The following is a 25,903-nucleotide window of genomic DNA, read 5'->3' as shown; positions in this document are numbered from 1 at the left end:
GTCATGCTCTCGCAAATGCTGCAACCCTGTCGCAAGGCCCCTCGAATCCCAATTCTTTAGATCCTCCTGGATATGTTTCAGCGTGCGCCACTGCTTGCGTGATCTCGCCGCCTCTGTCTTGAGAACCCCCTCTGTCAAAATAGTTGTCACCTCCAGCATTTGGAGTTCTAATCAGCCTTGGGGCGATGGATTTGACGATAACGAAATACACCAATGAGAAGAAAGAGCACGCGCTCAGCCAGATGAGCGCGCCGCATAGCAAGCCAGTGGCCGAAGTGGCACAGCTCACCGGCGTGCGGAAGGCGACGCTGTACCTGTGGCGCAAGCAGGCGCGTGAGCAAGGCCGCGCGGTGCCCGGCGATTGACAAAATCCCGAGCAATGGAGTTCCGCCAACAAGTTCGCGGTGGTGCTGGAGGTGGCCCCTTTGAACGAGACTGAATTGGCGGCGTACTGCCGTCGCAAGGGATTGCTGGTGGAACAGCTGGAACGCTGGCGCAGTGAAGTTCACACGGCTTTGTCTGCTGGACCGAACCGAGTTGGCTCCACTGAACGTGCGATAGAGAAGAAGCGCATCCGGGAACTGGAAAGGGATTTGCGCCGCAAGGAGAAGGCGTTGGCTGAGACGGCGGCACTGCTGGTGCTGTCCCGAAAGTACGAAGCGCTGTGGACCGACGGCGAGGACGCATGATTGCGTTGCCGCGGCGCCAGGAGTTGGTCGCCGATATTGAGCAAGCCTGCCAAGATGGCGCCCCTCTTGGTTCGGCCTGTACCGAACAGGGCCGGGAGTACGCGCACCGTCGCGCGCTGGTGCCGCACGGGTGAGGTCCAAGCCGATGCGAGACCGACGGCGGCCCGGCCGGCACCGGCGCACAAGCTGAGCGAGCAAGAACGCCAGCGCGTGCTCGACGTCTGTCACGAGGCGCGCTTCGCCGACTTGCCACCGGCACAAATTGTACCGCGTCTGGCCGACGAGGGAACCTATCTGGCGTCCGAATCGACGTTCTATCGCATACTGCGGGCGGCACAGGAGCAGCAGCATCGCGGCCGGACCAAAGCGCCACAGGCCACCGAGCCGCAGCGCCACGTGGCCCACGGCCCGAACGAGGTGTGGAGCTGGGACGTAACCTATTTGCCCAGCCAGGTGCGCGGCATGTTCTTCTATCTGTACGCCGTCATCGACCTGTTCAGCCGCAAGCTGGTCGCATGGGAGGTGCATGCGCGCGAGGGCGACGACGAGGCGGCCGCGTTGATGCAACGGGCTTGCTGGCGCGAATGCCACCCCCACGGCAAGCCGCTGGGCATAAATGCTTTACATTGGCCACCGACATCCAGGTCTACTTCTGCGATCCACAGAATCCATGGCAGCGTGGTTCAAATGAAATTACCAACGGCCTGTTGCGTCAGTGTTTCCCCAAGGGGCTGGATATTTCCACGTATTCGCAAGAGCAACTCGACGCGGTAGCCAGGCGACCCAACGAGCGCCCCAGGAAGACGCTACACTACCAAACACCGGCTCAACGATTTGAACAGTGTATTGCGTTGACCGATTGAATCCGCAGGCGAAAGCCGACGGTCAAGAAAAAAGTGACTGCATCTAATCTCTGAATGAGTGTGCACGTTACCGAACACAAGGTGTCCACATCGTCAAATGGGCTTTTTAGCAACGGTGAAATACGCATACGCGGGGCGAGAGCTATAGAATTTGACATTTCTTTCTTCTTATTAGGTCACCATGAATGCCAAAGTTGATATCGCTGAAGTTGTGAGTCGTCTAATCGACTGTACTATCGAGGGGTTCGACCTGAGACGCATTACTGAAATTTATCGAGGGACAGAAAAACGGGGCACCTCTGTTCTTAAAACATCTGCAGAAGACTATTCTGCCGCAATGCGCGAACTGCACAGTGAGGAGAAAACAGTTTTTAATTCTTACGCATTAATTACCTTTGAGGTTGACGTTGCTGATTTTATTGCACCTTTTGTTCGCTCAAAAACCAAGCCCGACGTCAAAAAAGTACGTGGCTTTTTGAATGGACTAAAGGGCGCGCAATTCGTCCGTTATGACGCATTCCGACCGATACGTGGTTTGCGAATAACGGAAGGCAAGGTACCTCCGGTTGTGTTAGGACCATTTACGATCTTTGACTCACTCCGGCATATGCAGGAACTAGATCGAGCCATGTACAACCGGTTTGACTCGATGGGTGGCAACGTCGCGCCTTATATGGTCCACGCCCACGTCGACGCGCGTGATAGCGGGAAAGCGCTTGAACTCACGGACGAGATGTTCGAACGGTTTGAACGCATATTACGGTACATGTTAGCTCATGACACCGATGCCGAAGTGAGTATCTTGAACCGCATTGATGAGCGTACGAGAGAGGCGTGTTTATTTGACAGCGCCGGAAACGGCACGTACTCAACAGAACGAAATGTTCGGAAACTCGTTGATATCGATTCTGTTTTTTTCATTGAGCCCAAACACGGTCACGACAAAATTTGGCGCTTGCTGAGCTCTGCCTCTAACAGCGAAATGGGTACCCGCCTTCTGCTTGCCGTCGAATGGATAGGCCAATCATTCGCCGAAAGAGTTCCTTCGAGCGCATTCCTGAAAGCTGCGATTGCTGTCGAAATCTTGTTTACGCCCGAACAAGGGTTCATTACTCCTTCGATTGCCTCTCAAATTTCCGAAAGCGTGGCTATGGTGCTCGGAACCGACGTTGCTTCTCGATTCGCGCTCGAGAAGGAGGTGAAAGACCTCTACAAAATACGGTCTGGCGTTGCACATTCTGGCAAGGCTGATGTGCATAGAGAACACCTTGAACGAATGCAAGACATAGCCTGCCAGCTGGTAACTAAGGTGCTGACATTGCCCTCGCTCACCAGTGTTCCAACCTCAGTGGAACTGCAGAAAGTTCTTAAGATTATGAAGTATGGCTGCCCGGCCATCACCTAGCGATAGATTTCCCGCCTTGTTTGAGATACAGGGTGTTGTGGTCTAATTTTTCCAGACGTCGCTAGGTGGAAAATCCACCACCTAGCAAGGTTCCGGAACGCGCGAGCAGCTTTGGGCATGATATGGCCTTCTGGCAGTAAGCCAAGGCGCAGAACGTGTGCAAGTTGACGAGCATCGGATTCGTCGGCTCGATGCTTGAGACCATCATATTGCTTGATCGCAGTAGTGTTGGCCAGATGGAGCGAATATCCAGCTGCCACCAAGCCGTCTACTAGCCAGTACCAGTTGTACGTGGATTCCACACCCCCCCAAGCCGTGGAAAGATCGTCGCTCTCGGGCTGAGGCGCGCAATCCGAAACCGCATGCCATGCGACGTCTGGGTCGTCGAGTATGAAAGAAATGAACCGGCTAGCCCTCACAAGTTCCGCCTCCCTCAGCGAGTTCGCGTACAACACCTGCTGCACCAGTCTTTTTTTGCGGATGCGGATCAAGTAGTGGTCGTTCAGGAGGATCAGCTTTGGTTTGAATTTCTGCACCCGCAGGGACTGGAGGTAAGCTTCCGCATTTTTCTGCTTGTCGTGGGGGAAGGTCTTCGTAAGGTCGTCCCGGTTCTTGACGAGACCTGATAGTGCGAACGATTTTCAATGGACGCCATGTCCGTACTCCATGAAGTTGTGGAGCACGGTATAGATCAATACCGATGGGATGAATTTTGGCGGTGGCCAACTCTTTGCAAAATGTCCTTGCAATTAAGCTCAGTTATTGCAATCGCCACTTCGTTACATGCCAACTGCCACTGATTTGCCACTGAGTTGGATTTTCGGGCGAGGTGGTGTTGCAATATGGCATTGTTTTTAAAGGATATTTTGGTCGGGGTGACTGGATTCGAACCAGCGCCCTCTGCGTCCCGAACGCAGCGCTCTACCAGGCTGAGCCACACCCCGCTTTCCTTCATTACAGCAGATGGCGGGGTGGCTTTCAAGCGGCTGCGTCAAGGTCTATTTCTTTTCCTGCTGCGCCTTGTTGATCTCCGCTTCGCTGACTTTTTTTGCCGGTGCATTCGTCGCCGGTGAAGTGGGGGCCTTGCGCGTGGCGTTCGCTTGCGCCATGACGGCGGCGCAGTCCGTGTCGGGGGCCTTGTCGACGTTGACCAAGGGCAGCAGGGCGGCTAGCGGGGTGACGATGGTGGCCAGCGCCACGGCGGCGCCCGCTTTCAGGGCCAGCGGGCCTTTTTGCGGGCCCACGTCCGGGTTCTTGAACGTGCCTTTCGCGTACAGCGGCGTGCGCAGGGTGATGATGCGGGCGCCCTTGGTACGCGGGCGCACGTCGAGGTCCAGGGTTTCGCTTGCCAGGTTGACGTTGCCCGTGACATTCACAACGGCCGTGTCCGTGTCGAGCACGAAGCGGCGCACGTCGGCCTGGCCATTCGTGACGGCGAAATCGCTGGCCAGGCAGTTCAGGTGCACCTGCTTGTCTCCAAAGATTTTCACGAAGACGGCATTGGCCAGGTTCAGGCCCGCCAGTTCCAGCATGAACTGGCTGACGGAGCCTTCGCTGACGGTGGCCGCCATCTCGCCATTCGCGCTGGCCAGCATGGCGGAAATGGAATTGCCGTGGCCCGTGAGTGCCGCGTCGCCATACACTTCGCCGAAACTCGCTTGCATCGATTGCAGCTTGGGAAACAGTTCGCGTATCTTGAGGTGGCGTGCCGTCACCCTGGCTTGCGCGGCGATGGTCTTTTGACGGCCATCGAGCGTGATGTTCGCGGTGATGTCGCCGCCAGCCATGCCGAAGTTGAGCGGCGTCAGACTCAGCACCTTGTCTTTCATGTGGATATTGGCGACGACGTCGTTGAGCGGGATATCGTGCGTGCGCACCAGTTTCTTGCCCGTAAATTTCACGTCGGCGTCGAGTGCATTCCATTTGGCCGTGTTGAACTGTTCCACGGGCAAGGCTTTGTTGTTTGGCTGCACGGGCGCCTTGCCGCGCGCCTGTTTCTGCGCATTGCTGTCCGCGCCGATGGTGGGGCCCAGGTCTTCCAGGCGCAACTGCTGCGACGTCACTTCGCCGCGCAGCAAGGGACGGGGCTGGCGCGGCAAATACTGCAGGGTGCCGGCCAGGTCGCTCTGGCCCACCGTGCCCTTGAAGTTTTGATAGGTCCAGGTCCAGCTGGCGCCGTCCTTCTTGCCCAGCAAGCGACCCTTGGTGGCGTAGTCCGGCGTTTCCGGCAGTAGCACGCCCGTCAGCGGGTACAGGTCGGCCATGCTGGCGCCGGCCAGGCTCAGCTGCAAATCGATGCCCGACAATGCGCGCGGGTCCGTCAGGGTGCCGGCGATGCTGGCCTTGTTCTTGCCCAGCACGGCGTGCGCCTGCACGGGATAGACCGTATTGTTGTCGGTCAAGGACAGCACGGCGCCCGCCTTGCCGCCGCCCGTCACGGGCGCCTTGCGGTAGCTGCCGCCCAGGGTAAATTCGATGCCGTATTTTTCCACGGGCGCGCTGCCTGGCGCGTCGCCCGGCGTGGCGTCGGGCGCCGTCGAGCTGACCTTGGCGCGCATGTCCAGGTCCAGCCCCTCGTCGAGGTAACGGATGGCGCCGTCGGCGAAGGCCATGCGCTGGATTTCAACCTCCCATGCCGAGGGACCGTTGTCCTTCAGGGTCCAGCTATTGCTGCCATCGGCACGCCGCTGCAGGGCAATATTGGGAGAGTCGAGAGCCAGGTCCGTCAGCACCAGCCTGTGCAGCAGCAGGGGCAGCGGATGGATGGCCACGTCGAGGCGTCTGGCGCTGGCCAGTTGCGGGCCGGCCGTGGCCCAGTCCGGGTTGCTCATGCGTACGTCCTGGGCGCTGATGACAGGGCGCGGCACATAGCGACGCCAGCCCGGCTCCGTTTTGAGGCCTTGCTTCCATTTCACTTGCAAATCGCCGCCGATGACGAAGCTGCGGCCCGTGCTTTCCGACACCTTCTCGTTGATGTAGGGACGGGCGCGGTTCCAGTCGAAGGTCAGCACGAAGATGACGAGGAGGGCGATCAGGGCCAGCAGGGCGGCCAGGCTCCAGCCGAGGATTTTCAGGGGTGTCGAGCGTGTCATGGGATGCCAATCGCAGTGATTTTTCATCAAGGTAGACCGATCGTCCATTACGGTCGGTGCGCTGGGTTACGTAGACATCGCGATTGCTGGCGTTGATTCCATAATTCGATTATTATTGAAGTATGGAAAATGAAAACGCAATCACGGCGCAAGCCGGGCCGCTGACGAGCACGGCCGCCATCGCGGCGCTGGCCGCGCTGGCACAGGAATCGCGGCTGGCCGTGTTCCGCCTGCTGGTGCAGACGGGGCCGGAGGGCATGGCCGCCACGAAAATCGCCGAGGCGCTGGCCATCGCGCCATCGTCGCTGTCGTTTCACCTGAAGGAACTGGCGCACGCCGATCTGGTGACGGCGAGCAAGGCGGGCCGCTCCATCATCTATGCCGCCAACTATGCGGGCATGAACGGCTTGCTGGCCTTTTTGACCGAGAACTGCTGTGCGGGCGTGCCTTGCTGCGTGCCGGGCATCACTACTACACCGAAGGAAACCACGACATGACGATCACCATTTATCACAACACGGCGTGCGGCACCTCGCGCAATACCCTGGCCCTGATCCGCAACACGGGCGTCGAGCCCGTCATCATCGATTACGTCAAGCACCCGCCATCGCGCGAGGAACTGGTTGGCCTGATTCAGCGTGCTGGCCTGTCCGTACGCGCGGTGATGCGCGACAAGGGCGCCCTGTACGAGGAGCTGGGGCTGGCCAATGTTGAGCTGAGCGATGCCGCCCTGCTCGACGCCATGCAAGCCCATCCTATTTTGATCAACCGCCCCATCGTCGTCACGGAACTCGGCGTGCGCCTGTGCCGGCCGTCGGAAAAAGTGCTGGAGATCCTGCCGCTGCCGCAGCAAGGCGCCTTTGCCAAGGAAGACGGCCAGCCCGTGGTGGGCGCCGACGGCAAGCCGGTGGCTTGAGAGGCTGGCCATGGAGGATCTACCGAATATCAGCGCCGCGCACCTGGATGTGCCAGATCTGGACAAGCTGGCGCCGGCGCAACTGTCCACCCATGCGCCGCGCATCCTGCTGCTGTACGGCTCCTTGCGCGAGCGCTCGTACAGCAAGCTGCTGACACTGGAAGCGGAGCGCATCCTGCGCCACTTTGGCGCCGAGACGCGCGTGTTCGACCCGCATGGCTTGCCCATGGTCGACAGTGTGTCGCCCGAGCATCCGAAGGTGCGGGAGTTGCGTGAACTGTCGCTATGGTCGGAAGGGCAAGTGTGGTGCAGTCCCGAGCGGCATGGCGCCGTCACGGGCGTGTTCAAATCGCAGATCGACTGGTTGCCGCTGGAAACGGGCAGCGTGCGGCCCACGCAGGGTCGCACCCTTGCCGTGATGCAAGTGTCGGGCGGCTCGCAATCGTTCAACGCCGTCAACGGCTTGCGTGTGCTGGGGCGCTGGATGCGCATGGTGACTATCCCGAACCAGTCTTCGGTCGCCAAGGCGTATCAGGAATTTGACGATGCGGGGCGCATGAAGCCGTCGCCGTATTACGAGCGTCTGGTCGATGTGATGGAAGAGCTGTATAAATTTACCCTGCTGGTGCGCGACCGCCGCGATTACCTGGGCAGCCGCTACAGCGAACGGCTGGAGGCGGCGCCGGCCACCGTGCAGGCATTGGCGGGCGCGGCGATGGAGCACGAACGCAGCAGCGACTCATGAAAAACGGCGCCAGTGGCGCCGTTTTTGATTGCTGATAGTGAAACGCGATCAGTGATTGCGGTCCACGGCAAACGAGCACAGTTGCAGCATCGATTGCTTGTAGACGCTGTCCGGCCAGCCGGCGATGGCATCGGCGGCGCGCTGGCCGGCGATTTCCGCCTGTTTGCGCGTGTAGTCGAGGGCGCCGCTGCTGGTGATGGCGGCGAGGATGGCGTCGAAATGCTGTTCGTCGCCTTGCTCGATGCAGCTGCGCACCAGTTCGCGCTGTTCCGGCGTGCCGTTTTCCATCAGCCAGATCAGTGGCATGGTCGGTTTGCCTTCGCGCAAGTCGTCGCCCACGTTCTTGCCGATTTCGGTGGCGTCGCCTGCATAGTCGAGCACGTCGTCGATCAGCTGGAAGGCCGTGCCCAGCGAGCGACCGTATTCGGCAGCCGCTTCGATATCGTCTTCGCTGGCGCCGGCGATCAGGGCGCCCAGTTGCGCCGACGCTTCGAACAGCTTGGCTGTCTTCGAGCGGATGACGTTCAGGTAGCTCTCTTGCGTCACGTCCGGATCGTGCATGTTCAGCAACTGCAGCACTTCGCCTTCGGCGATCACGTTGGTGGCGTCGGAGAGGATCTGCATGACGCGCATATTGTTCAGCGACACCATCAGCTGGAACGAGCGCGAGTGCAGGAAGTCGCCCACCAGCACCGAGGCCGCATTGCCGAACAGGGCGTTGGCCGTCTGGCGTCCGCGGCGCATCGACGATTCATCGACGACATCGTCGTGCAGCAGGGTGGCGGTATGGATGAATTCGACCACGGCAGCCAGTTCATGGTGCGCCGTGCCGCGATAGGCGTGGGCATTGGCCACCAGCAAAATCAGCACGGGACGGATGCGTTTGCCGCCTGCACTGATGATGTATTCAGCGATCTGGTTAATCAGAATCACGTCGGAGTGCAGTTTTTGGCGGATCACCGTATTGACTGCGTCCATATCGGCGGCAATCGTTTGCACGATGGTGTTTTGGTTAACGTGTTTGTTAGCGTCAGACAAGGCGAACCTGCATTAGATTGTGGGTGCGGCGATTATACGACATGGCTTGCGCGAGCGTGATGTTTGCCTATGACTGTAGAGCAATTGTTTGACCTTGTTGGCACTGGCGCGCGCTTTTCTGTCCGCCTGGCGCAAGCCTGACATGATGGTCAGGTTGTCGACATACCACGATCGTCAAGCTTTGTGAATAGTTTTTGACGCAATTTCTCAGTCCGTGTATAATCGCTGGTTCCCCCTGTTGTGTACGGCTTGCTTTGCGTGGCAGTGGGACAAATTCTTTCAACATTTGATGAGGTTTCAAATCATGTACGCGGTCATAAAAACCGGTGGCAAACAATACAAAGTTGTCGCTGGCGAAAAACTTAAAGTAGAACAGATACCGGCAGACATTGGTTCCGAAATCACCATCGATCAAGTTCTCGCAGTAGGCGCGGGCGACACCATTAAATTTGGTGCGCCATTGGTCGAAGGTGCAACGGTACTGGTTACGGTTGTGGCGCATGGTCGCCATGATAAGGTCAAAATTTTCAAGATGCGTCGTCGTAAGCACTACCAAAAGCATCAAGGCCATCGCCAGAATTTTACCGAAATCCAAATCGTTTCGATCAACGGCTAATCGCCGCTGTTTGAATTAATCAGCTATCAAGGAGTCTTAAATGGCACATAAAAAAGGCGGCGGCACAACGCGAAACGGCCGTGATTCAGAATCAAAACGTCTGGGCGTTAAAGTCTACGGCGGCCAAGCTATCAATGCTGGCGGCATCATCATTCGTCAACGCGGCACCCCAGTGCGCGCTGGCGAAGGCGTAGGCATGGGCAAAGACCACACCTTGTTCGCGTTGATCGCGGGCAAAGTGAAGTTCGTTGTCAAAGGTGCTGGCTCGAAGCAATTCGTGACCGTTGTACCTAACGCAGCAGTACCAGCGTAATTCATCGCGGGGCGCCAGTTCGCTCCGCCGTGATCGCATGATGTAAGGCGCAAGCCTTCAATCGAAAGGCTCTGCCCAAGGTAGAGCCTTTTTAGTTTTATGGCGGCAAAATTATGAAGTTTATCGACGAAGCAAAAATCGAAGTCATCGCGGGCGATGGCGGCAACGGCTGCGCCTCTTTCTGCCGTGAAAAATTCCGGCCTTTCGGCGGTCCCGATGGCGGCGATGGCGGCAAGGGCGGCACCATTTGGGCAGTCGCCGACCGCAATATCAACACGCTCGTCGATTTCCGCTTCTCCAAAATGCACAAGGCTCGCAATGGCGAGCCTGGCCGTGGCGCAGATTGCTATGGCAAGGGCGCCGATGACATACATCTGCGCATGCCTGTCGGCACCTTGATCATCGACAACGCGAGCGGCGAAATCCTGGCCGATCTGACCGAGCACGGCCAGACCGAAATGCTGGCCAAGGGCGGCGAAGGCGGCTGGGGCAATATCCACTTCAAGTCCTCGACCAACCGCGCGCCACGCCAAAAAGGCGAGGGCAAGGAAGGCGAACGCCGCGAACTGCGCCTGGAACTGAAAGTACTGGCCGATGTGGGCCTGCTGGGCATGCCGAACGCCGGCAAGTCGACGTTCATTTCGGCCGTCTCGAACGCGCGTCCGAAAATTGCCGATTACCCATTTACTACCCTGCACCCGAACTTGGGCGTGGTGCGCGTGTCGCACGAGAAGAGCTTTGTGATCGCCGATATTCCCGGCTTGATCGAAGGCGCTTCCGAAGGCGCGGGCCTGGGCCATCAATTCCTGCGTCACTTGCAGCGCACGGGTCTGCTGTTGCACATTGTCGACCTGGCGCCGTTTGAAACCAACGTCGATCCTGTCAAGGAAGCCAAGGCGCTGGTCAAGGAACTGAAGAAATACGACGAGTCGCTGGTCGACAAGCCGCGCTGGCTGGTGTTGAACAAGCTCGACATGGTGCCGGAAGAAGACCGCAAGAAGCTGGTGAAGGACTTCCTCAAACGTTTCGCCTGGAAAGGTCCCGTCTTCGAGATCTCCGCGCTGAACCATCAGGGTTGCCCGGAACTGGTGAATGCGATTTACCAGCATCTGGAAGCGAAGAAACATAGCGAAAGCCGTGCCGAAGAAACGCAGATGACCGAAGAAGCACGCGGTATCTCGTCGATCGACCCGGATGACCCGCGTTTCAAGATCCTCGACTAAGGCTTTACCCCGATGTCGGTACAGACGGTCGCTGTCGCGTCCTCGCGCAAGCAAGCGTGGCAGCGCCGTGTATTGCATCTGATCGCGTATGCTTATGGGCTGAGCGCGGTCGCCTGCCTGCTGTTCGCCGATGAAATGGCGGCCGGCATGGGCATCTTCCTCAATGGCGTCAATGGCTACAGCCAGTTCTACGCCTCCCATGTCGGTGTCTGGGGCGCTACCGCGCTCCTGGCGCTGTTCGCAGCACGGCAGGGCGAACCGCCCATCCTCGGCGATATCACTGCAATGTTGGTCCTGGCGCAGCCCGCCGGCCGTTTGTACGCGGCCATCAGTTTCGGCTTGCCCCAGGGTTTTGTGTTGTTCATGTGCGCAATGGAGCTGACGGCGGGGCTGGCCTTGCTGCTGCTGCGTCCTGCGCGCTGACGTCTATTAAGTGAAGAGCGCCGCCCCATGGATTCCGTGATTCAAAAAGCTACCCGCATCATCATCAAAGTCGGCTCCTCGCTGGTCACCAACGATGGCCGTGGACTCGACCATGCCGCCATCGCGCGCTGGGCCGCGCAGATTTCCGGCTTGCGCGCGCTGGGCAAGGAAGTCGTGCTGGTCAGTTCCGGCGCCATCGCCGAAGGCATGCTGCGCCTCGGTTTCGAGCAGCGCCCCACCGATATCCACGAATTGCAGGCCTGCGCCGCCGTCGGCCAGATGGGCCTGGCGCAGATCTATGAAAGCAGCTTCCGCGCCCACAGCCTCGGCACGGCGCAAGTGCTGCTCACGCACGCCGACCTGGCCGACCGCGAACGCTACCTGAATGCCCGCTCCACCCTGACGACTTTGCTGCGCCTGGGCGTGGTGCCGATCATCAATGAAAACGACACCGTCGTCACCGATGAAATCAAGTTCGGCGACAACGACACCCTGGGCGCCCTGGTGGCCAACCTGATCGAGGCCGATGCACTGGTCATCCTGACCGACCAGCACGGCCTGTTCTCGGCCGACCCGCGCAAGGACCCGAACGCCTACCTGATCACGCAAGGCGTGGCGGGCGATCCGGCCCTGGAAACGATGGCCGGCGGCGCCGGCAGCAGCCTGGGACGTGGCGGCATGCTGACGAAAATCCTCGCCGCCAAGCGCGCCGCCAAGTCCGGCGCCCACACGATCATCGCCTGGGGCCGCGACAGCGACGTGCTGAGCCGCCTGGCTAGTGGAGAAGCGATCGGCACGGAATTGCGCGCGCAAACAGGGCAATTGACAGCGCGCAAGCAGTGGATGGCCGATCATCTGCACACGGCCGGCGCCGTCGTGCTGGACGCGGGCGCCGTGCAAAAGCTGCGCCAGGAAGGCAAGTCCTTGCTGCCGATCGGTGTGACGGGTGTAAATGGCGAATTCGGCCGCGGCGCCGTCATCACCTGCGTCGACGTGGATGGCGTGCCTGTGGCGCGCGGCCTGTCGAACTACACGAGCGGCGAAGCGCGCCGCATCATGCGCAAGCCTTCCACCGAGATCGAGTCCATTCTCGGCTACATGGAAGGCCATGAGCTGATTCATCGCGACAATATGGTGTTGGTGTAGGTCGGATTAGGTGGGGCCGCCGAGGCCCGAAGGGCCGTAATCCGACACCTCCATCGCCAACAATGTTGTCGGATTACGGCGCCTTGCGCCTAATCCGACCTACGCAGCGACTCCATCGGCCCATTCGGGCCGTTGCCTATACCAAGGCCGGCATCGGCGACTTGTCCTTGTAATCGCACAGGTCGGCAATCATGCAGTTCCAGCATTGCGGCTTGCGCGCCGTGCAGGTGTAGCGGCCGTGCAAGATGAGCCAGTGGTGGGCGTCGTGCAGGAATTCCTTGGGTATGAATTTCAACAGTTTTTGCTCGACGATATCGACATTCTTGCCCGGCGCAATGCCGGTGCGGTTCGAGACGCGGAAGATATGCGTGTCGACCGCCATGGTCGGTTCGCCAAACGCCGTGTTCATGACCACATTCGCCGTCTTGCGGCCCACGCCGGGCAAGGCTTCCAGCGAGGCGCGGTCGCGCGGTACTTCGCCGCCGTGCTGCTCCAGCAGGATCTGGCAGGTGGCGATGACGTTCTTCGCCTTGGTGCGGAACAGGCCGATGGTGCGGATGTAGCTGGCCAGCTCGTCGACGCCCAGCGCCAGTATCTTGGCCGGGGTATTGGCGACCGGATACAGCAAACGGGTCGCCTTGTTGACGGACACGTCCGTCGCCTGCGCCGACAGCAGCACGGCGATCAGCAGTTCGAACGGCGTCGTGTATTCGAGTTCCGTTTTCGGGGAGGGATTGGCGGCGCGAAAGCGCGTAAAGATTTCCAGGCGTTTGGCAGCGTTCATGCGTCTTTTTTCGGCGTGTTGGGGGCGGGCGGTTCGGTCTGGGTGGCGGCGCTGGCGGCGGCCTTGGCGCGCGCGCGTTCCATGGCGGCGGCGATGATGGCGCGCTTGCGTTCCTTTTCCGCCTGTTCGTCGGGCGTGACGGGCACTTCCTGCGTCACTTCCTGCATCTTGGCGACGGCCTTGGCGGCCAGACGCGCCTCGTTGGCCTCGGCTTCGCGGCGCAGCCGCTGTGTGCGGAAATCGTGGCGCGCGCGCGCGTCGTCCGCTTCCGCCTGGCTCCAGGCATCCCAGCCCGTGGCGTCGCCGCTGACCGGGTACATGACGATGCAGTCGACGGGGCACGGTGCCACGCACAGGTCGCAACCCGTGCACAGATCGGTCACCACCGTATGCATCTGCTTGGCGGCGCCGACGATGGCGTCGACGGGACAGGCCTGGATGCACAGGGTACAGCCGATACACAGCGATTCGTCGATATAGGCGACAGATCGCGGACGTTCGAGGCCGTTGACGGGATTGAGCGGAATGACTTTTTTGCCCAGCAAGCCGGCCAGGCGCACGATACCCTGCGCGCCGCCCGGTGGGCACTGGTTGATGTCGGCGCTGCCGGCGGCAATCGCTTCCGCATACGGGCGGCAGCCGTTGTAGCCGCATTTGGTGCATTGCGTTTGCGGCAGCAAGTCTTCGATCTGGTCGGCAAGTAAGGGAGGGGCAGGGTGCGGCACGGTCATCTTCCACGGTAAAACGCCATTATCGGCCATCCGGCGCGCGCACAAGTAAAAACCTGTGTCGTGAAAGGGGATAGCACGCCCATGGCAGGCCTGTTGCAGGTGCGCCGCAATCGTATTTTATTTCCGGTGGGAATGTCAAAGTGAAAATAAACAACTTTGAAAATTCTTTTTTTTATGGGAGCATGGTTTTTATCAAGCCAGTGATCAAAAAAAGCCGACCGCCAGTCCTGTTGCCGCGCCTGCATTGCAAGGCGCGCCAGGCCATAGGAGCAAAACATGCGTTTCCTCCGGACAGTTGGTTTGCCCTTCTGTTTATTCATGCACTCTGCGCTTGCCCTTGAGCACGGGCAGGCAGGATCTCCCATGGCGGCGCCCGGCGCTGCCAGTTCGCGCATCGTCCGTTTCGCGGCGGAAGACTGGCCGCCCTTCATTTCCCATAGTCTGCCTGCCGATGGCATGTCGGGCGCCATGGTCAGCGCCGTCTTCGAGCGTCTCGGCTATACAGTCAGGTATGAATATTTTCCCTGGAAGCGCGCCATGCAGTTCGGCCTGGCCAGTCCCCGCTACGCCGGGTTTCTGGCCGTCTGGCGCACGCCCGAACGGGAAAAACTCTGTCACTTTTCTGTTCCAGTTGGCAATACGCAAGGCGTGCTCGCGTATCTGAAAGAAGATGGCGTGCCCGGCACCACCCTGGCCGAACTGGGCCAGCTGCGCATCGGCACCGTGGCCGGTTATTCGAATGGCGAGCAGTTCGATGGCATGGTGGCGCGCGGCGAACTGAAGACGGAAGAGGGCTTGAACGACGCGACGAATCTGAAGAAACTGTTCATCAAGCGCTACCGCGTGATCGTCATCGAGCGCCACGTGCTGCAGCACTTGCTGATGGGGCGCAACTTCAGCAAGGCCGAGCGTGAGCGCATCGCCATCATCGATACCGTCTTCAAGGAGCGCCCCGTGCACGTGTGCTTTCAGCGCACCGCAGACGGCGCGGTGCAGCAAAGGCGCTTCAACGAGGCGGCGCGCGATATCGACACGGCCAGGCTGGAACGCGATTACTGGAAGCGGCTCGACCAGAGCCTGGCGACGGCTCCAGCGAATCCCTGAGCTGTCGCGCCACTGTTGTTCGTTGCCAAAACGAAATATCTAAATACGAAACCATTCGTTCTTGTTTGTTTGTCCATCCTTTAGTCTGCAACTACTGTGTTGACGACTTTGAAAGGATGTTTTCGTATGCTGGAATTGATGCACAAGCAAGAACCCGCCCCGCGCCGGCGGCAACTGGCGCACGCCGTTTCGTTAGCCGTGCTCGTGCTGGCGGCGCCTGGCGCGGCGCATGCGCAAGCCGCGCTGGCCGCCGCACCGCTGGACGCCGTCATCGTCACGGGCGCGCGCGGCACGGGCCGCACGGTGGCCAACAGCGCCGCGCCGATCGACGTGATCAGCGCACAGCAATTGCTGGCCACAGGCAAGTTGAACTTGCTCGATGCGCTGGACACGGCCTTGCCATCGTTTAACTTGCCGGCCCGCGTGCAGCCCGACCTGGGCAGCATCGTGCGCGCCGGGCAGCTGCGCAACCTCGATCCCTCGCATACCTTGGTGCTGGTCAACGGCAAACGCCGGCATACGACGGCCATCGTCAATGAGGATGGCTTTCCCGGTTCCGTCGCCACCGACCTGGCCCTGATCCCCACGGGGGCCATTGCCCGCGTGGAAATCCTGCGCGATGGCGCCTCGGCCATCTACGGCTCGGACGCCATCGCCGGCGTCATCAACATCATCCTGAAATCCGATGACAAGGGCAGCTTCAGCACGCAGCTCGGTTCCACCTACGCGGGCGACGGCACGAACGGCTCCGCGCGCATCGATGGCGGCACGCGACTGGGCGAACACGGCTTTGCCCACTTCGGCGCCGAAGTCCAGCGCCAGGGCATCGCCGTGCGCAATTTCGGCCTGAATCCCGGCTATTTGTCGTATCCGGCCGTGCGCAACAGCGATGGCCAGCTGGTCAAATTGGGGCCGAACAACAGCTTGCCGGCCGGTGCCTCGCCGAACCCGGCCGAAGCGAACCGCAACAGTAATCCCTGGCGCAATACGGGCGTGCCGCAAAGCACGACCGCCTCGCTCAGCGCCAACCTCGGCTATGACGTGTCGAACGAGGTGCAACTGTACGGCTTCGGCACGTATGCCCACCGCAATGCCCGCTCGGCGCAGAATTTCCGCCTGCCCAATACCATTTTCAATAACAACAAGGGCTTGCTGTCCGTGTATCCCGACGGCTTCACGCCGTATGAAACGACGAGCGAAAACGACTTTTCCTTGACGGGCGGCATCAAGGGCGAGACGGCGGGCTGGAGCTGGGATGTCAGCAGCACCTACGGCCGCGACGATATCGACGTGGGCGTGGAGCACTCGGCCAATTACTCGCTGGCTTATCCGGGTGGCAAGACCGATTTTGATATTGGCAACCAGCGCTACAGCCGTTCGACGACAAATGCGGACGCGCGTCGCTCCGTGCCACTGGGATTGAGCGAACTGGCCGACCTCAGCGTCGGCCTCGAGTATTCGCATGAAACGCAGCAGCGCAGCCCGGGCGAACCCGCTTCCTGGCAGGGCAGCGGTTCGTCGGCGCTGGCCGGTTATTTACCCGTCGATGCGTCCGACACGGCGCGCCACAGCTATGCGGCGTATATCGGCCTGGGCGCCAAACTGACGCCGCAATGGCTGCTCGACACGGCCTTGCGTGCCGAGAAATATTCCGATTTCGGCAGCAAGACGACGGGCCGTTTGTCCGCCCGTTATGACGTCACGCCCGCCGTGGCCGTGCGCGGCACCGTCAGCAACGGTTTTCACGCCCCCAGCCTGGTGACGCAATCGTATTCGAACACGTCTGATCATGCGGGCGTGCCCTACACCCTGGCGCAGCCCAATTCCGTTGCCGCGCGGGCGCTGGGCGCGCAAGCGTTGAAACCGGAAAAATCGACGAACCTGTCGGCCGGGCTGACCTTCAATCCTACGTCCACCCTGCGCCTGGCCGTTGATGCGTATCAAATCAAGGTCAGCGACCGCCTGGGCGTGTCGTCGAACATCGGCATCGACCGCAGCTCGGGCGTGGCGCTCGACGGCAGCGGCCGGCCGTTGACGGCGGCGCAAGCGACCATCATTGAAAACCTGCTGCGTTCGGCGGGCTTGACGGTGGGCAATGGCCTCGTCGCGCATTACTTTGCCAACGTGGGCGACACGCGCACGCGCGGCATCGATTTCACGGCGGAAGATGTGCTGCGCGTGGCCGACGGCAAGCTGCGCTGGACGGCGGCGGCGAATTTCAACCATACGAGCCTGGCGGGCAAGGCAGAACTTCCCACCGTGCTGCAAGGCTTGCCGAATATCGGCACCCTGAGCAAATCGGCCGAGTACGACTTGCTGTACCGGGCACCGCGCGACAAGGAAATCGTCACGCTGGCGTATGAAAGGGCGGGTTGGACTTTCAACGTGCGTGAGACGCGCTACGGCAAGCTCAAGCGCCTGAACGCCATCACGGGCGGTGATTACCAGCTGAAAGCCGCCTTCGTCACGGACCTGAGCATCGGCTATGACGTCAGCAAGCGCATCAACGTGACGGTGGGTGCCAACAATGTCTTCGACCAGAAACCGAACCAGGTGCCGCGCGAAGCGCGCAGCGCCGCGAATCTGGCCCAATACACGGGCGCGTACGACAACTCGGGACCATTGGGCGTTCTGGGTGGCTATTACTACGCCCGTGCCACAGTTCAATTTTGAGCCGCCTTCTCTTCATACTTATCATCAAGAACAGGAAATCCTATGTCTGACCACAATCAACACGCGGCCATCGATCTGGAATGGGCCAATCTCCTCTCTCCGCAACGCCGCACGGTCTTGCGCGGCGGCGGCCTGGTGGCGGCCCTGGCCGCTTCGGGCCTGGCTGCTTCGGCGCTGGCGCAGGATGGCGCCGTCAAACGCGCAAAACAAGTAAAACCAGCTGCGCCCGGCAAAAGTCCGTGGGGCGAGCATACGGATACGGCGCCCACGCCGCGCCCCGTCAGCGTGCGGCCCGGCGAGGAAACCTTGCCGGGCAAGCCGCGCGCCTACACGGATATCGAGAGTTATCACGCGCATATCTATTTTGATGAAGACAGTTACCAGAAGGCGGCGCTGATACGCAAGTGGGCGGCCGAGCGCTTCCAGATCGAGCTGGGCGACTGGAACCTGGAGCCGCGCGGCCCGCACGTGACGCCGTCGTTCTATTTCGGCTTTACCAATGATTTATTGCCTGTGATCGTGCCATGGCTACAGTTGAACAGTCTGGGCCTGACGATATTGATCCACCCGAATACGGAAGATCCCCGTGCCGACCATCTGTATTACGCGCTGTGGGTGAACCGTTCGCAGCCCGTGAACGGCTACGCGATGAAGAAGCCGGGGCCGGGCGAGCCGCGAGTCGAGCAAATCTTTGTCAATACGCGCCCGACAGTGAAAATCGAAACGTCGCGCGCATGAGCTGGGCATAAAAAAAATGCCACGCCAGTGTGAACTGGCGTGGCGTTTCGATGGATATGCCGTGTATCAGCCGTGTTTTTGGATGAATTCACCGATTTTCGGGCAAATGATCTCGCGCCAGCGGCGGCCCGAGAAGATGCCGTAATGGCCGCATTTCGGCGCCACGAAGTCTTGCTGCATCTCGGCAGGGATGCCGGAACACAAATCATGCGCCGCCTGCGTCTGGCCGGCGCCGGAAATGTCGTCCAGTTCGCCTTCTACGGTAAACAGCGCCACGTTCGTGATGTCTTGCGGACGCACCAGCTGGCCGCCCACTTTCCAGGTGCCCATCGGCAGGCTGAATTCCTGGAAGACCGTTTTGATGGTTTCCAGGTAGTACTCGGCCGGCATGTCCAGCACGGCGTTGTACTCGTTGTAGAACTGGCGATGGCCTTCCGCCGGCTCGTCATCGCCCGTCACCAGGTGCATGTAGAACTCGCGGTGGCTTTGTGCGTGGCGGCCCGGGTTCATGGCGATGAAACCGGCGTGCTGCAGGAAGCCCGGATACACCTTGCGGCCAAAACCAGGGTAGTTCGGCGGCACCGCGTAGATCACGGTGTTTTCAAACCACGAGAATTTCTTTTCCGTCGCCAGGTTGTTCACTTGCGTGGGCGAGCGGCGCGGGTCGATGGGGCCGCCCATCATGGTCATGGTCTTCGGCATGTGCGGATCTTTTGCCGTCGCCATCAGCGAGATGGCGGCCAGCACAGGCACGGTCGGTTGACAGACGGAAATCACGTGCAAGTCAGGCGCCAGCAGGCGGATGAATTCCTGCACGTAGTAAATGTAGTCGTCCAGGTGGAACGGGCCTTCCGTCAGCGGTACCATGCGCGCGTCCGTCCAGTCGGTGATGTAGACATCGTGCTCGGCCAGCAAGCCGCGCACGGTATCGCGCAGCAGGGTCGAGTGGTGACCGGACAGGGGGGCAACCAGCAAAACTTTAGGCTGTTGCAAGCCAGTGGCTTCTTTTTTGAAGTGAATCAGGCGGCAAAACGGTTTTGTCACGACAACGTGTTCGCGGATGTCGACGCTCTCGCCCTGGACGAGCACGGATTTGATGTCGAATTGCGGTTTTTCGTAGTCTTTGCCAAGGCGGTACATCAGCTCGTAGCCGGCTGCGATGCGTTGCGAAAACGGAGTGTGGGCCAGTGGGGAAACCGGGTTGGTAAATAACTTGGAGGACATGTCTGCCCATTGCATCACCGGGGTGAGGAAAGAGCGTTGCAGTTCGTGCAGTTGGTAAAGCATATAGAGTCCTTGTTTAATTCCAAGCGCCAATATCGGCTCAAATATCATAATCCAATTTTACGATATTTGTTGAGGACAAAATGTGCTTTACCACGCATAGGTCCACAGTTTGCGCAATGATGTGACAACGCGCCACACTTGCGTGGATAGACCTGCAACGATGTTTTAAAAGCAAAAAAAGCAGCGTTTCCGCTGCTTTTTGTGCATTTATTTGCCGCTACGCCCCTGCGGGGAAGGCGATCCCCGCCGGAACGACCGCCGCAACTGCCATGCGCTTAGCGCACCAGCATGTCGAGCTTGTCCTTGACGTCCTTGTATTGCTCGGCTTCCGGCAAGGCAGCCTTCGTCTTGGTGATCGAAGGCCAGTTGCGGGCCAGATCGACGTTGATCTTGATGAAGGCTTGCTGGTCGCCCGGCACGTCTTCTTCCGCGAAAATCGCGTTCACCGGGCACTCTGCCACGCAGACGGCGCAGTCAATACATTCGTCCGGATCGATCGCCAGGAAGTTCGGGCCTTCCCGGAAACAATCTACCGGGCAGACATCGACGCAGTCGGTGTAGCGACAGGCGATGCAGGATTCGGTGACAACGTGGGTCATAACAGTCCTATCAATTTTTGGGGAGGTGCTGTAGCGCCTGCAGGAACCTCGGCGGCGCATACTAAAGCAAAGCATTGTATTTTAAGGCAATTCGCTATTTCTCACAAATCCCGCTTATATACAATACATATAAGCAAATTCATTTTTTCGCGTTGCCGTTGCCGTGCAGAGAGTGCAATTCAGCGACTATCCGGGACGTTGCCATGACGAACGCGGCAAGAAAGCGACAGTCGCCCGATGCGGCAGAGTGCAGTGCGGGCGGCGTGCTGACTTGCCGTGTGGTGTTTTTGTTTTACTCAAATCAAGATCGACCAAAATACATGCCAGAAAAATCAGGCGCTGGCACGTATTTGCGTCAGCAACTGTTGCCAACGTGCATTTTCAGCACTGCCATCCTCGGCAAACGTGATGGTGCGGCGCGCGGTGGGCGCGTCGACGGTGATCTGCCAGCGGGGGATATCGGCGCCCAGCTGTTCCCCCGTGGCTTGCTGATGCGTGAAAAAGCCGCTGCTGGCCAGTGCCGCTTCCAGCCCGGGGCCGGCCGGATGGGCTTGCGTATCGATCTCATACTGTTCGCTCAGGCCGGCAAAGCCGCCGCTGCTGCGGGCTGAAATTTTCATGCTGCTCCTTGCTGTGAATGGTGGTGGGGAACGCGCCATGGTCTGCCGCTGGCGCGGCTGGCCTGAAGCGGGCATGCTGGTGCTGCTTGTTACCGCGGGCCGTAGTTGCGGCACCAGGCGGCCAGCGCTTCGCGCTCCGCTTCGAGCAACTGGTCCGATTCGCTGTATTCCGCATGGTTCATGGTACCGCAGCAGGCGCGCCTGTCTTGCACGGCGTTGTCGTCGTCGACAACATCTGGGGCAAAGCCCATCTGGCCATCTTCTGTCATGGCATTGGCCTTGAGCACTTCGCGCACGGTAAAGCTGTTGCGGATGAAGTCCAGGTAGGCGCCGTTGCCATCGGCCTCGGCGATCGTCAGCATGTGGCCGGCCACGTCGGCATACGTGGCGGCTTGCTCGGGCGATGCCACCAGGGCGCGCAGGACCAGGCTGCGCAGGTAGTCGCCGCAGCGGTGCAGCACGGCCGCGTCGTCTTCCAGCTGGGGCTGGCGTTCGTGGGCAAAGATGTCGGCCAGGATGTCGTAGATGGCGCCCGTAAACACTTGCGAGATGGCGTGTACCTCCGTGCCCGCTTCCGATAATTTGATGTCGTTGTCGGCATTGCGCAAGCCGTTTGGCCGGCCCAGGGCCAGGCCGAACTGTTCCGCCAGGTCGGCCAGGAAGGTTTTGTCGTGCAGGTCGGATTTCGTCTGGGCGATCACCGCTTCCACCTGGTCCAGCTGCGACAGGGCCAGGAAGATGGCGGTCAGGTCGCCGAACGATTCGTGCAAGCCGCCCGTTTGCGGTGGATTGTTGCTGAGCAGCCAATTCGGTTTCAGGCCATCGAGCACGGCGTGCCCCGTTTCATGCGAGACGATGTCGAGCGAGCGGCAGGTGTAGACGCGCTCGGTGGCGCCGCTGGGGATGAAGTCGCCGAACTTGAGGGCCTTGTCGCTGCGGCTGTAGTACGCGTTCATGACATTGGGCAAACCGTGCGGAAACACGCGCAGGGGCGCCGTATTGCTGGCGCTATTCCATTGCCAGGGCAGGGGCGGCGCCGTGTCGTTGCTGGCCAGCGCGCGCTGGTACATGGTGAGCGTCATGCGCACGATGGCAAAGGTGTGCACGGCATCGAACTGGTCTGTGTTGGGCGAGACGATGAAGTCGCCGAAGGCGTTCGGGCTGACCTGCGCGATGCCCGGTTCGCCAAACGTGATGCGCGCGTCGCGCGGGCCTTGCAGGATCAGGCCGGGCAAAAAGGCTTTGCGCGTGCCCAGGTCGCTGACGGACGGGTCTTGCTTCCAGATCAGCACGCGCGAACCGACGGGCACGGCGGCCAGGTTGCGGGCCGTTGCCTCGCTCAGGCGGGGCGGGCCTGGCTGCAAGGTCAGTTGCGCATTCTTGCGGTGCTGGCGGTACGGCGCCGAGGGGGTGGGGACATAGCCGACGGGCAGGGACACGCATTTGGTCAGCACGGCTTCGACCGGCACGATGACTTTCTGGTCCATGGTAGCTCTCCAAGATACGCGCAGCTGGAACTGGAATAGTCGTCCCGCTTCGGCGTGTCCGGTTTGATCCCGCGCAAACGAGATGCGGGACGGCGGGCGTTTTTTGTCAGGCCAGTGCCCGCTGTGGCTGCGCCTGCCGCATGGCGGCTGGTATGATGCTGGCCGTATGGCCCCCGTTTTTATAATAAAAGGATCGTTTGATGGCGGATATAAATATAGTTCAGCAACATAAGCTGACAGCAGCAAAGGCGCGCGAAGCGGCGCAGCAAGTGGCCGACAAGCTGGCCCAGGAATATGACCTGGCGTGTGCCTGGGATGGCGATGTGCTGCGCTTCGAGCGCAGCGGCGTCGATGGTTCGCTGACCCTGGAAAAAGAGCAGGCGCAACTGCAAATCAAGCTGGGCTTCATGCTCAGCGCCTTTGCTTCCACCATCGAAGGCAAGATTGCCGAGAAGATGCGCAAGGTGTTCACTGAATCAGTTTGATGGCGTTTCACCCGCTTGTCTGGCGCCCTGTTTGGTGCTAGGAAGCGTGTCGCAGCGATGGGCGAAAAGACGATGCCAACACGTCTCTTTTCGCCTTTTTTACATCTGACTGTACGCTGGCGAACATTGCTATCACATTTCTATTTGGAAAGCCATTGGACTTTGGTGTCTTTTTGCGTTATACTTGAGTCATATTTACAACAGCTACACCGCGTTTCACCTTCTGCTTCGCAGTACTCTCCGCTCGCTGAGTGGTGAATAATTCTTCGGGTTTTACACCCGCATCCAGATAAAAGTAGCTTGGTCGATTTTTTCGGTCAAATACATTTGGTGCCATGTATTTGCATGGCGCTAGCGTTGTTAAAAGTCCTGAACCACAGCCTCTTTTAGCACGCACCCGGCACCCCGGCACCCCGGCATCGGCTTTGGCCATCCGCTGGTCACACGCGTGTCACCCCCTGTTTACTGTCGCTCCCGTGCGCTTTTTGCGCCGTGGCGTAGCCGACGCAACAGGGTTTGTTGATTCCCGCCGCAAGCTAGCAGCTTGCTGGGTTTCATTCCATTCGTCAAATCGAGGGAGAACCACATCGTGGCAAAACAAATCATTATCGACCATGTGTTCAAAGTGTTCGGCGACAAGCCAGAAGAAGCACTTGAACTCGTCCGCAAGGGCGCCAGCAAGCAGGATATCCTGGCCAAGACCGACTGTACCATCGGCGTCTTCGACGCCACCTTTACCATTGAAGCGGGCGAGATCTTCGTCATCATGGGCCTGTCCGGTTCGGGCAAGTCGACCCTGGTACGCATGCTGAACCGCCTGATCGAGCCGACCGCCGGCCGCATCCTGATCGACGGCAACGACATCAACACCTTGCCGGACGCTCAACTGCGTGCCCTGCGCCGCAAGGACATCAGCATGGTGTTCCAGTCGTTCGCGCTGCTGCCGCAAATTACCGTGCTCGACAACACTGCCTTCGGCATGGAACTGGCCGGCATGCCCAAGGCCGAGCGCCATGCGCTGGCCCAGCAAGCTTTGGAGCAAGTGGGCCTGGACGGCTACGGCGCCAGCTATCCCGACGAATTGTCGGGCGGCATGCAGCAGCGCGTGGGCCTGGCCCGTGCGCTGGCATGCGATCCATCGATTTTGCTGATGGATGAAGCGTTTTCCGCGCTCGATCCGATTATCCGTACGGAAATGCAATCGGAACTGCTGCGCTTGCAGCAAATCAAGCGCCGCACCATCGTCTTCATTTCGCATGACCTCGACGAAGCCATGCGTATCGGCGACCGCGTTGCCATCATGAAAGACGGCCATGTGGTGCAAGTGGGCACGCCGGAAGAAATCTTGCGTAAACCTGCCAACGATTATGTGCGCAACTTCGTGCGCGGCGTCGATGCGGCGGCCGTCTTCAAGGCCAGCGATATTGCCCGCAAGAGCCAGATCGTGGTGTCGGAATCGCCGAGCCGCGGCTCGCGCGCCGCGCTGTCGATGCTGGAAGAGCAGGATCGCGCGTTTGCGTACATTGTCAATCCGCAGCGCAAGTTCCTCGGCGTCGTCTCGGTCGATTCGCTGCGCAGTGCGCTCGACGGCCATGTGGGCCCGCTGGGCCTGGCGCATGCCTATCTGCCTGACGTGCAGACCATCAACGCAGATGAGCCAGTCGCCGGCCTGTTCGGCCAGGTGGCGCAACTGCCTTACGCCGTCCCTGTGGTGGCCAATGACGGCAGCTTCCGCGGCGCCATCAGCAAGACAACCTTGCTGAAGTTCCTCGACCGCGATACGCCAGCCATAGCCGAACAACAACAGAAAGGACAAGCATGAACCCAAGCACCGTTTCCACCGTAGAACCTGTTGTTGAGCAGGCCGCCCACATCAATCCCTGGGCGCTGACGCCGCCCACCGACGCCAGCACCGCGTGGCTCGATGCCGCCGCGCCTGCCGTGCAGCCGGAACATGCGTCCGGCTTTCACATGACACAGCTTTTCGACGGCTCGCTGCCGCTGGAAAGCTGGATTAACCAGGGCCTGGGCTGGGTCGTGGCGCATTTCCGCCCCTTCTTCCAGGCCGTGCGCGCGCCGATCGACAGCGTATTGTCCGGCGTGGAAGGCGTGCTGCTGGCCGCTCCGTCGCTGACGGTGATCGCCATCATCGGTTTGCTGGCATGGCAATTTACCAGCCGCACGCTGGCCATCGGTACCGTGCTGGCGCTGTTGCTCGTGTCGATGCTGGGCATCTGGCCAGAAGCCATGACGACCTTGTCGCTGGTGTTGACGTCGCTGGCGTTCTGTCTGGCCATCGGCTTGCCGTTGGGCATTTTCCTTGCCAGCAGCGACCGCGCACAGAATATCCTGCGCCCCTTGCTGGACGCCATGCAGACCACGCCCGCCTTTGTTTACCTGGTGCCGGTGGTGATGCTGTTTGGTATCGGTAATGCGCCAGGCGTGATCGTGACGATCATCTTTGCCCTGCCGCCGCTGGTGCGTTTGACCAACCTGGGTATTCGCCAGGTGCGTCCGGACTTGATCGAAGCGGCCCGTGCATATGGCGCTTCGCCGTGGCAGTTGCTGACCCGCGTGCAGTTTCCGCTGGCCATGCCGTCCATCATGGCCGGTATCAACCAGTCGCTGATGCTGTCGCTGTCGATGGTCGTGATCGCCTCGATGATCGCCGTCGGTGGTCTGGGTCAGATGGTGTTGCGCGGTATTGGCCGCCTGGACATGGGTCTGGCAACCGTGGGTGGCCTGGGCATCGTGCTGCTGGCCATCACCCTCGACCGGTTGACGCAAGCGATGGGTCAGCCGCGCCGTGGCGTGCGCCACTGGTATCAGACGGGTCCAGCCGGTTTCGTGCTGCGCCTGGTGCGCGGCAATGCGAAGAAAAATAATGTTGAGCAGCAAGCAACGCTGGCCAACGCACAATAAAGGA

26 protein-coding genes, 1 tRNA gene and 2 pseudogenes are annotated in these 25,903 nt (G+C 60.1%); 19 read left to right on the top strand and 10 right to left on the bottom strand.

Annotated elements, in window-relative coordinates; all coding sequences use genetic code 11:
* Window positions 1–185 precede the first annotated feature (185 nt).
* The 5 genes and pseudogenes from KY494_RS12810 (at window position 186) to KY494_RS12795 (ending at window position 2,957) form a co-directional block, all read left to right on the top strand.
* Window positions 186–365, top strand: a complete 180-nt coding sequence (locus KY494_RS12810; protein ID WP_219891187.1) for a transposase — start codon at window positions 186–188, stop codon at window positions 363–365.
* 60 nt (window positions 366–425) lie between these two features.
* On the top strand, window positions 426–689 hold the full coding sequence (locus tag KY494_RS12805; protein WP_219891186.1) for a hypothetical protein: 264 nt from the start codon (window positions 426–428) through the stop codon (window positions 687–689).
* Between the two features lie 54 nt (window positions 690–743).
* Window positions 744–1,211, top strand: a pseudogene (locus KY494_RS29735) (helix-turn-helix domain-containing protein); the annotation flags it as partial.
* A gap of 74 nt (window positions 1,212–1,285) precedes the next feature.
* Window positions 1,286–1,552 (top strand): annotated as a pseudogene (locus KY494_RS29730) (IS30 family transposase); the annotation flags it as partial.
* 181 nt (window positions 1,553–1,733) lie between these two features.
* Window positions 1,734–2,957, top strand: a complete 1,224-nt coding sequence (locus tag KY494_RS12795) for a HEPN domain-containing protein (RefSeq protein ID WP_219891184.1) — start codon at window positions 1,734–1,736, stop codon at window positions 2,955–2,957.
* Window positions 2,958–3,824: 867 nt separating this feature from the next.
* Here KY494_RS12795 and KY494_RS12790 read toward each other — a convergent pair.
* Window positions 3,825–3,901, bottom strand: a tRNA-Pro gene (locus KY494_RS12790).
* Window positions 3,902–3,955: 54 nt separating this feature from the next.
* A complete protein-coding gene (locus tag KY494_RS12785) occupies window positions 3,956–6,049 on the bottom strand; it encodes an AsmA family protein (protein ID WP_219891183.1) in 2,094 nt (697 codons plus the stop codon).
* 122 nt (window positions 6,050–6,171) lie between these two features.
* On the opposite strand from KY494_RS12785, the gene KY494_RS12780 reads away from it, so the two are divergent.
* From KY494_RS12780 to arsH, 3 genes are read left to right on the top strand one after another with little or no spacing between them, the layout of a single operon-like run.
* Window positions 6,172–6,546 (top strand): helix-turn-helix transcriptional regulator, encoded by a 375-nt coding sequence (locus KY494_RS12780; protein ID WP_219891182.1) that lies wholly within the window; start codon window positions 6,172–6,174, stop codon window positions 6,544–6,546.
* Window positions 6,543–6,965: an arsenate reductase (glutaredoxin) gene (gene arsC, locus KY494_RS12775; RefSeq protein WP_219891181.1), complete on the top strand. Its 423-nt coding sequence runs from the start codon at window positions 6,543–6,545 to the stop codon at window positions 6,963–6,965. The genes KY494_RS12780 and arsC overlap by 4 nt, the downstream gene beginning before the upstream one ends.
* Before the next feature lie 10 nt (window positions 6,966–6,975).
* A complete protein-coding gene (gene arsH, locus KY494_RS12770; protein WP_219891180.1) occupies window positions 6,976–7,710 on the top strand; it encodes an arsenical resistance protein ArsH in 735 nt (244 codons plus the stop codon).
* 48 nt (window positions 7,711–7,758) lie between these two features.
* Here arsH and ispB read toward each other — a convergent pair whose 3' ends face one another.
* Complete coding sequence (ispB, locus tag KY494_RS12765) at window positions 7,759–8,688, bottom strand: octaprenyl diphosphate synthase (RefSeq protein WP_232730948.1); 930 nt, start codon at window positions 8,686–8,688, stop codon at window positions 7,759–7,761.
* A 364-nt stretch (window positions 8,689–9,052) separates the two neighbouring features.
* On the opposite strand from ispB, the gene rplU reads away from it, so the two are divergent.
* From rplU to proB, 5 genes are all read left to right on the top strand, one after another.
* On the top strand, window positions 9,053–9,364 hold the full coding sequence (gene rplU / locus KY494_RS12760; protein ID WP_038500602.1) for a 50S ribosomal protein L21: 312 nt from the start codon (window positions 9,053–9,055) through the stop codon (window positions 9,362–9,364).
* Between the two features lie 40 nt (window positions 9,365–9,404).
* Window positions 9,405–9,677 carry a 50S ribosomal protein L27 gene (gene rpmA, locus KY494_RS12755; RefSeq protein ID WP_010395157.1) on the top strand — a complete coding sequence of 91 codons (273 nt, stop codon included), beginning with the start codon at window positions 9,405–9,407 and terminating at the stop codon, window positions 9,675–9,677.
* Between the two features lie 113 nt (window positions 9,678–9,790).
* Window positions 9,791–10,900, top strand: a complete 1,110-nt coding sequence (gene obgE, locus KY494_RS12750; RefSeq protein WP_096234008.1) for a GTPase ObgE — start codon at window positions 9,791–9,793, stop codon at window positions 10,898–10,900.
* A gap of 12 nt (window positions 10,901–10,912) precedes the next feature.
* Window positions 10,913–11,323, top strand: coding sequence for a hypothetical protein (locus KY494_RS12745; RefSeq protein WP_219891179.1), 411 nt, complete (start codon window positions 10,913–10,915; stop codon window positions 11,321–11,323).
* Between the two features lie 27 nt (window positions 11,324–11,350).
* Entirely contained in the window at window positions 11,351–12,469 is a 1,119-nt protein-coding gene (gene proB, locus KY494_RS12740) for a glutamate 5-kinase (protein WP_219891178.1), read from the top strand.
* Between the two features lie 136 nt (window positions 12,470–12,605).
* On the opposite strand, the gene nth is transcribed toward proB, so the two are convergent.
* Genes nth through KY494_RS12725 form a run of 3 tightly spaced genes read right to left on the bottom strand, consistent with a single transcriptional unit; the run spans window position 12,606 to window position 14,304 of the window.
* Window positions 12,606–13,253: an endonuclease III gene (nth, locus tag KY494_RS12735; RefSeq protein ID WP_219891177.1), complete on the bottom strand. Its 648-nt coding sequence runs from the start codon at window positions 13,251–13,253 to the stop codon at window positions 12,606–12,608.
* Complete coding sequence (gene rsxB, locus KY494_RS12730; protein WP_219891176.1) at window positions 13,250–13,984, bottom strand: electron transport complex subunit RsxB; 735 nt, start codon at window positions 13,982–13,984, stop codon at window positions 13,250–13,252. Before rsxB ends, nth begins: the two co-directional genes overlap by 4 nt.
* Window positions 13,981–14,304: a hypothetical protein gene (locus KY494_RS12725; protein ID WP_219891175.1), complete on the bottom strand. Its 324-nt coding sequence runs from the start codon at window positions 14,302–14,304 to the stop codon at window positions 13,981–13,983. The genes rsxB and KY494_RS12725 overlap by 4 nt, the downstream gene beginning before the upstream one ends.
* Before the next feature lie 43 nt (window positions 14,305–14,347).
* Here KY494_RS12725 and KY494_RS12720 point away from each other — a divergent pair, with 43 nt between their 5' ends.
* The 3 genes from KY494_RS12720 to KY494_RS12710 all read left to right on the top strand — a co-directional run bounded on the left by KY494_RS12720 (window position 14,348) and on the right by KY494_RS12710 (window position 18,499).
* A complete protein-coding gene (locus KY494_RS12720) occupies window positions 14,348–15,088 on the top strand; it encodes an ABC transporter substrate-binding protein (protein WP_219891174.1) in 741 nt (246 codons plus the stop codon).
* Between the two features lie 138 nt (window positions 15,089–15,226).
* A complete protein-coding gene (locus KY494_RS12715; protein ID WP_219891173.1) occupies window positions 15,227–17,761 on the top strand; it encodes a TonB-dependent siderophore receptor in 2,535 nt (844 codons plus the stop codon).
* Window positions 17,762–17,803: 42 nt separating this feature from the next.
* A complete protein-coding gene (locus tag KY494_RS12710; RefSeq protein WP_219133033.1) occupies window positions 17,804–18,499 on the top strand; it encodes a DOPA 4,5-dioxygenase family protein in 696 nt (231 codons plus the stop codon).
* A gap of 66 nt (window positions 18,500–18,565) precedes the next feature.
* Here KY494_RS12710 and KY494_RS12705 read toward each other — a convergent pair whose 3' ends face one another.
* The 4 genes from KY494_RS12705 to KY494_RS12690 form a co-directional block, all read right to left on the bottom strand.
* Window positions 18,566–19,786 (bottom strand): polyhydroxyalkanoate depolymerase, encoded by a 1,221-nt coding sequence (locus KY494_RS12705; protein ID WP_035825103.1) that lies wholly within the window; start codon window positions 19,784–19,786, stop codon window positions 18,566–18,568.
* 275 nt (window positions 19,787–20,061) lie between these two features.
* Window positions 20,062–20,385, bottom strand: coding sequence for a ferredoxin FdxA (fdxA, locus tag KY494_RS12700; RefSeq protein WP_010395176.1), 324 nt, complete (start codon window positions 20,383–20,385; stop codon window positions 20,062–20,064).
* A 332-nt stretch (window positions 20,386–20,717) separates the two neighbouring features.
* Window positions 20,718–21,005, bottom strand: coding sequence for a protealysin inhibitor emfourin (locus KY494_RS12695; RefSeq protein ID WP_219891172.1), 288 nt, complete (start codon window positions 21,003–21,005; stop codon window positions 20,718–20,720).
* 89 nt (window positions 21,006–21,094) lie between these two features.
* Window positions 21,095–22,492, bottom strand: coding sequence for a hypothetical protein (locus KY494_RS12690; RefSeq protein ID WP_219891171.1), 1,398 nt, complete (start codon window positions 22,490–22,492; stop codon window positions 21,095–21,097).
* Between the two features lie 200 nt (window positions 22,493–22,692).
* Here KY494_RS12690 and KY494_RS12685 point away from each other — a divergent pair, with 200 nt between their 5' ends.
* From KY494_RS12685 to proW, 3 genes are all read left to right on the top strand, one after another.
* Window positions 22,693–22,977, top strand: coding sequence for a polyhydroxyalkanoic acid system family protein (locus KY494_RS12685; protein ID WP_099760480.1), 285 nt, complete (start codon window positions 22,693–22,695; stop codon window positions 22,975–22,977).
* Between the two features lie 589 nt (window positions 22,978–23,566).
* The gene (gene proV / locus KY494_RS12680; protein WP_219891170.1) at window positions 23,567–24,799 is read left to right on the top strand and encodes a glycine betaine/L-proline ABC transporter ATP-binding protein ProV; all 1,233 of its coding nucleotides are present in this window, start codon (window positions 23,567–23,569) and stop codon (window positions 24,797–24,799) included.
* Window positions 24,796–25,899, top strand: coding sequence for a glycine betaine/L-proline ABC transporter permease ProW (proW, locus tag KY494_RS12675; RefSeq protein ID WP_219891169.1), 1,104 nt, complete (start codon window positions 24,796–24,798; stop codon window positions 25,897–25,899). Before proV ends, proW begins: the two co-directional genes overlap by 4 nt.
* Window positions 25,900–25,903 lie beyond the last annotated feature (4 nt).

The organism is Janthinobacterium sp. PAMC25594 (assembly GCF_019443505.1).
In the GTDB taxonomy this organism is placed as follows: domain Bacteria; phylum Pseudomonadota; class Gammaproteobacteria; order Burkholderiales; family Burkholderiaceae_D; genus Janthinobacterium.
This window is presented reverse-complemented; position numbering and strand designations above follow the sequence as displayed.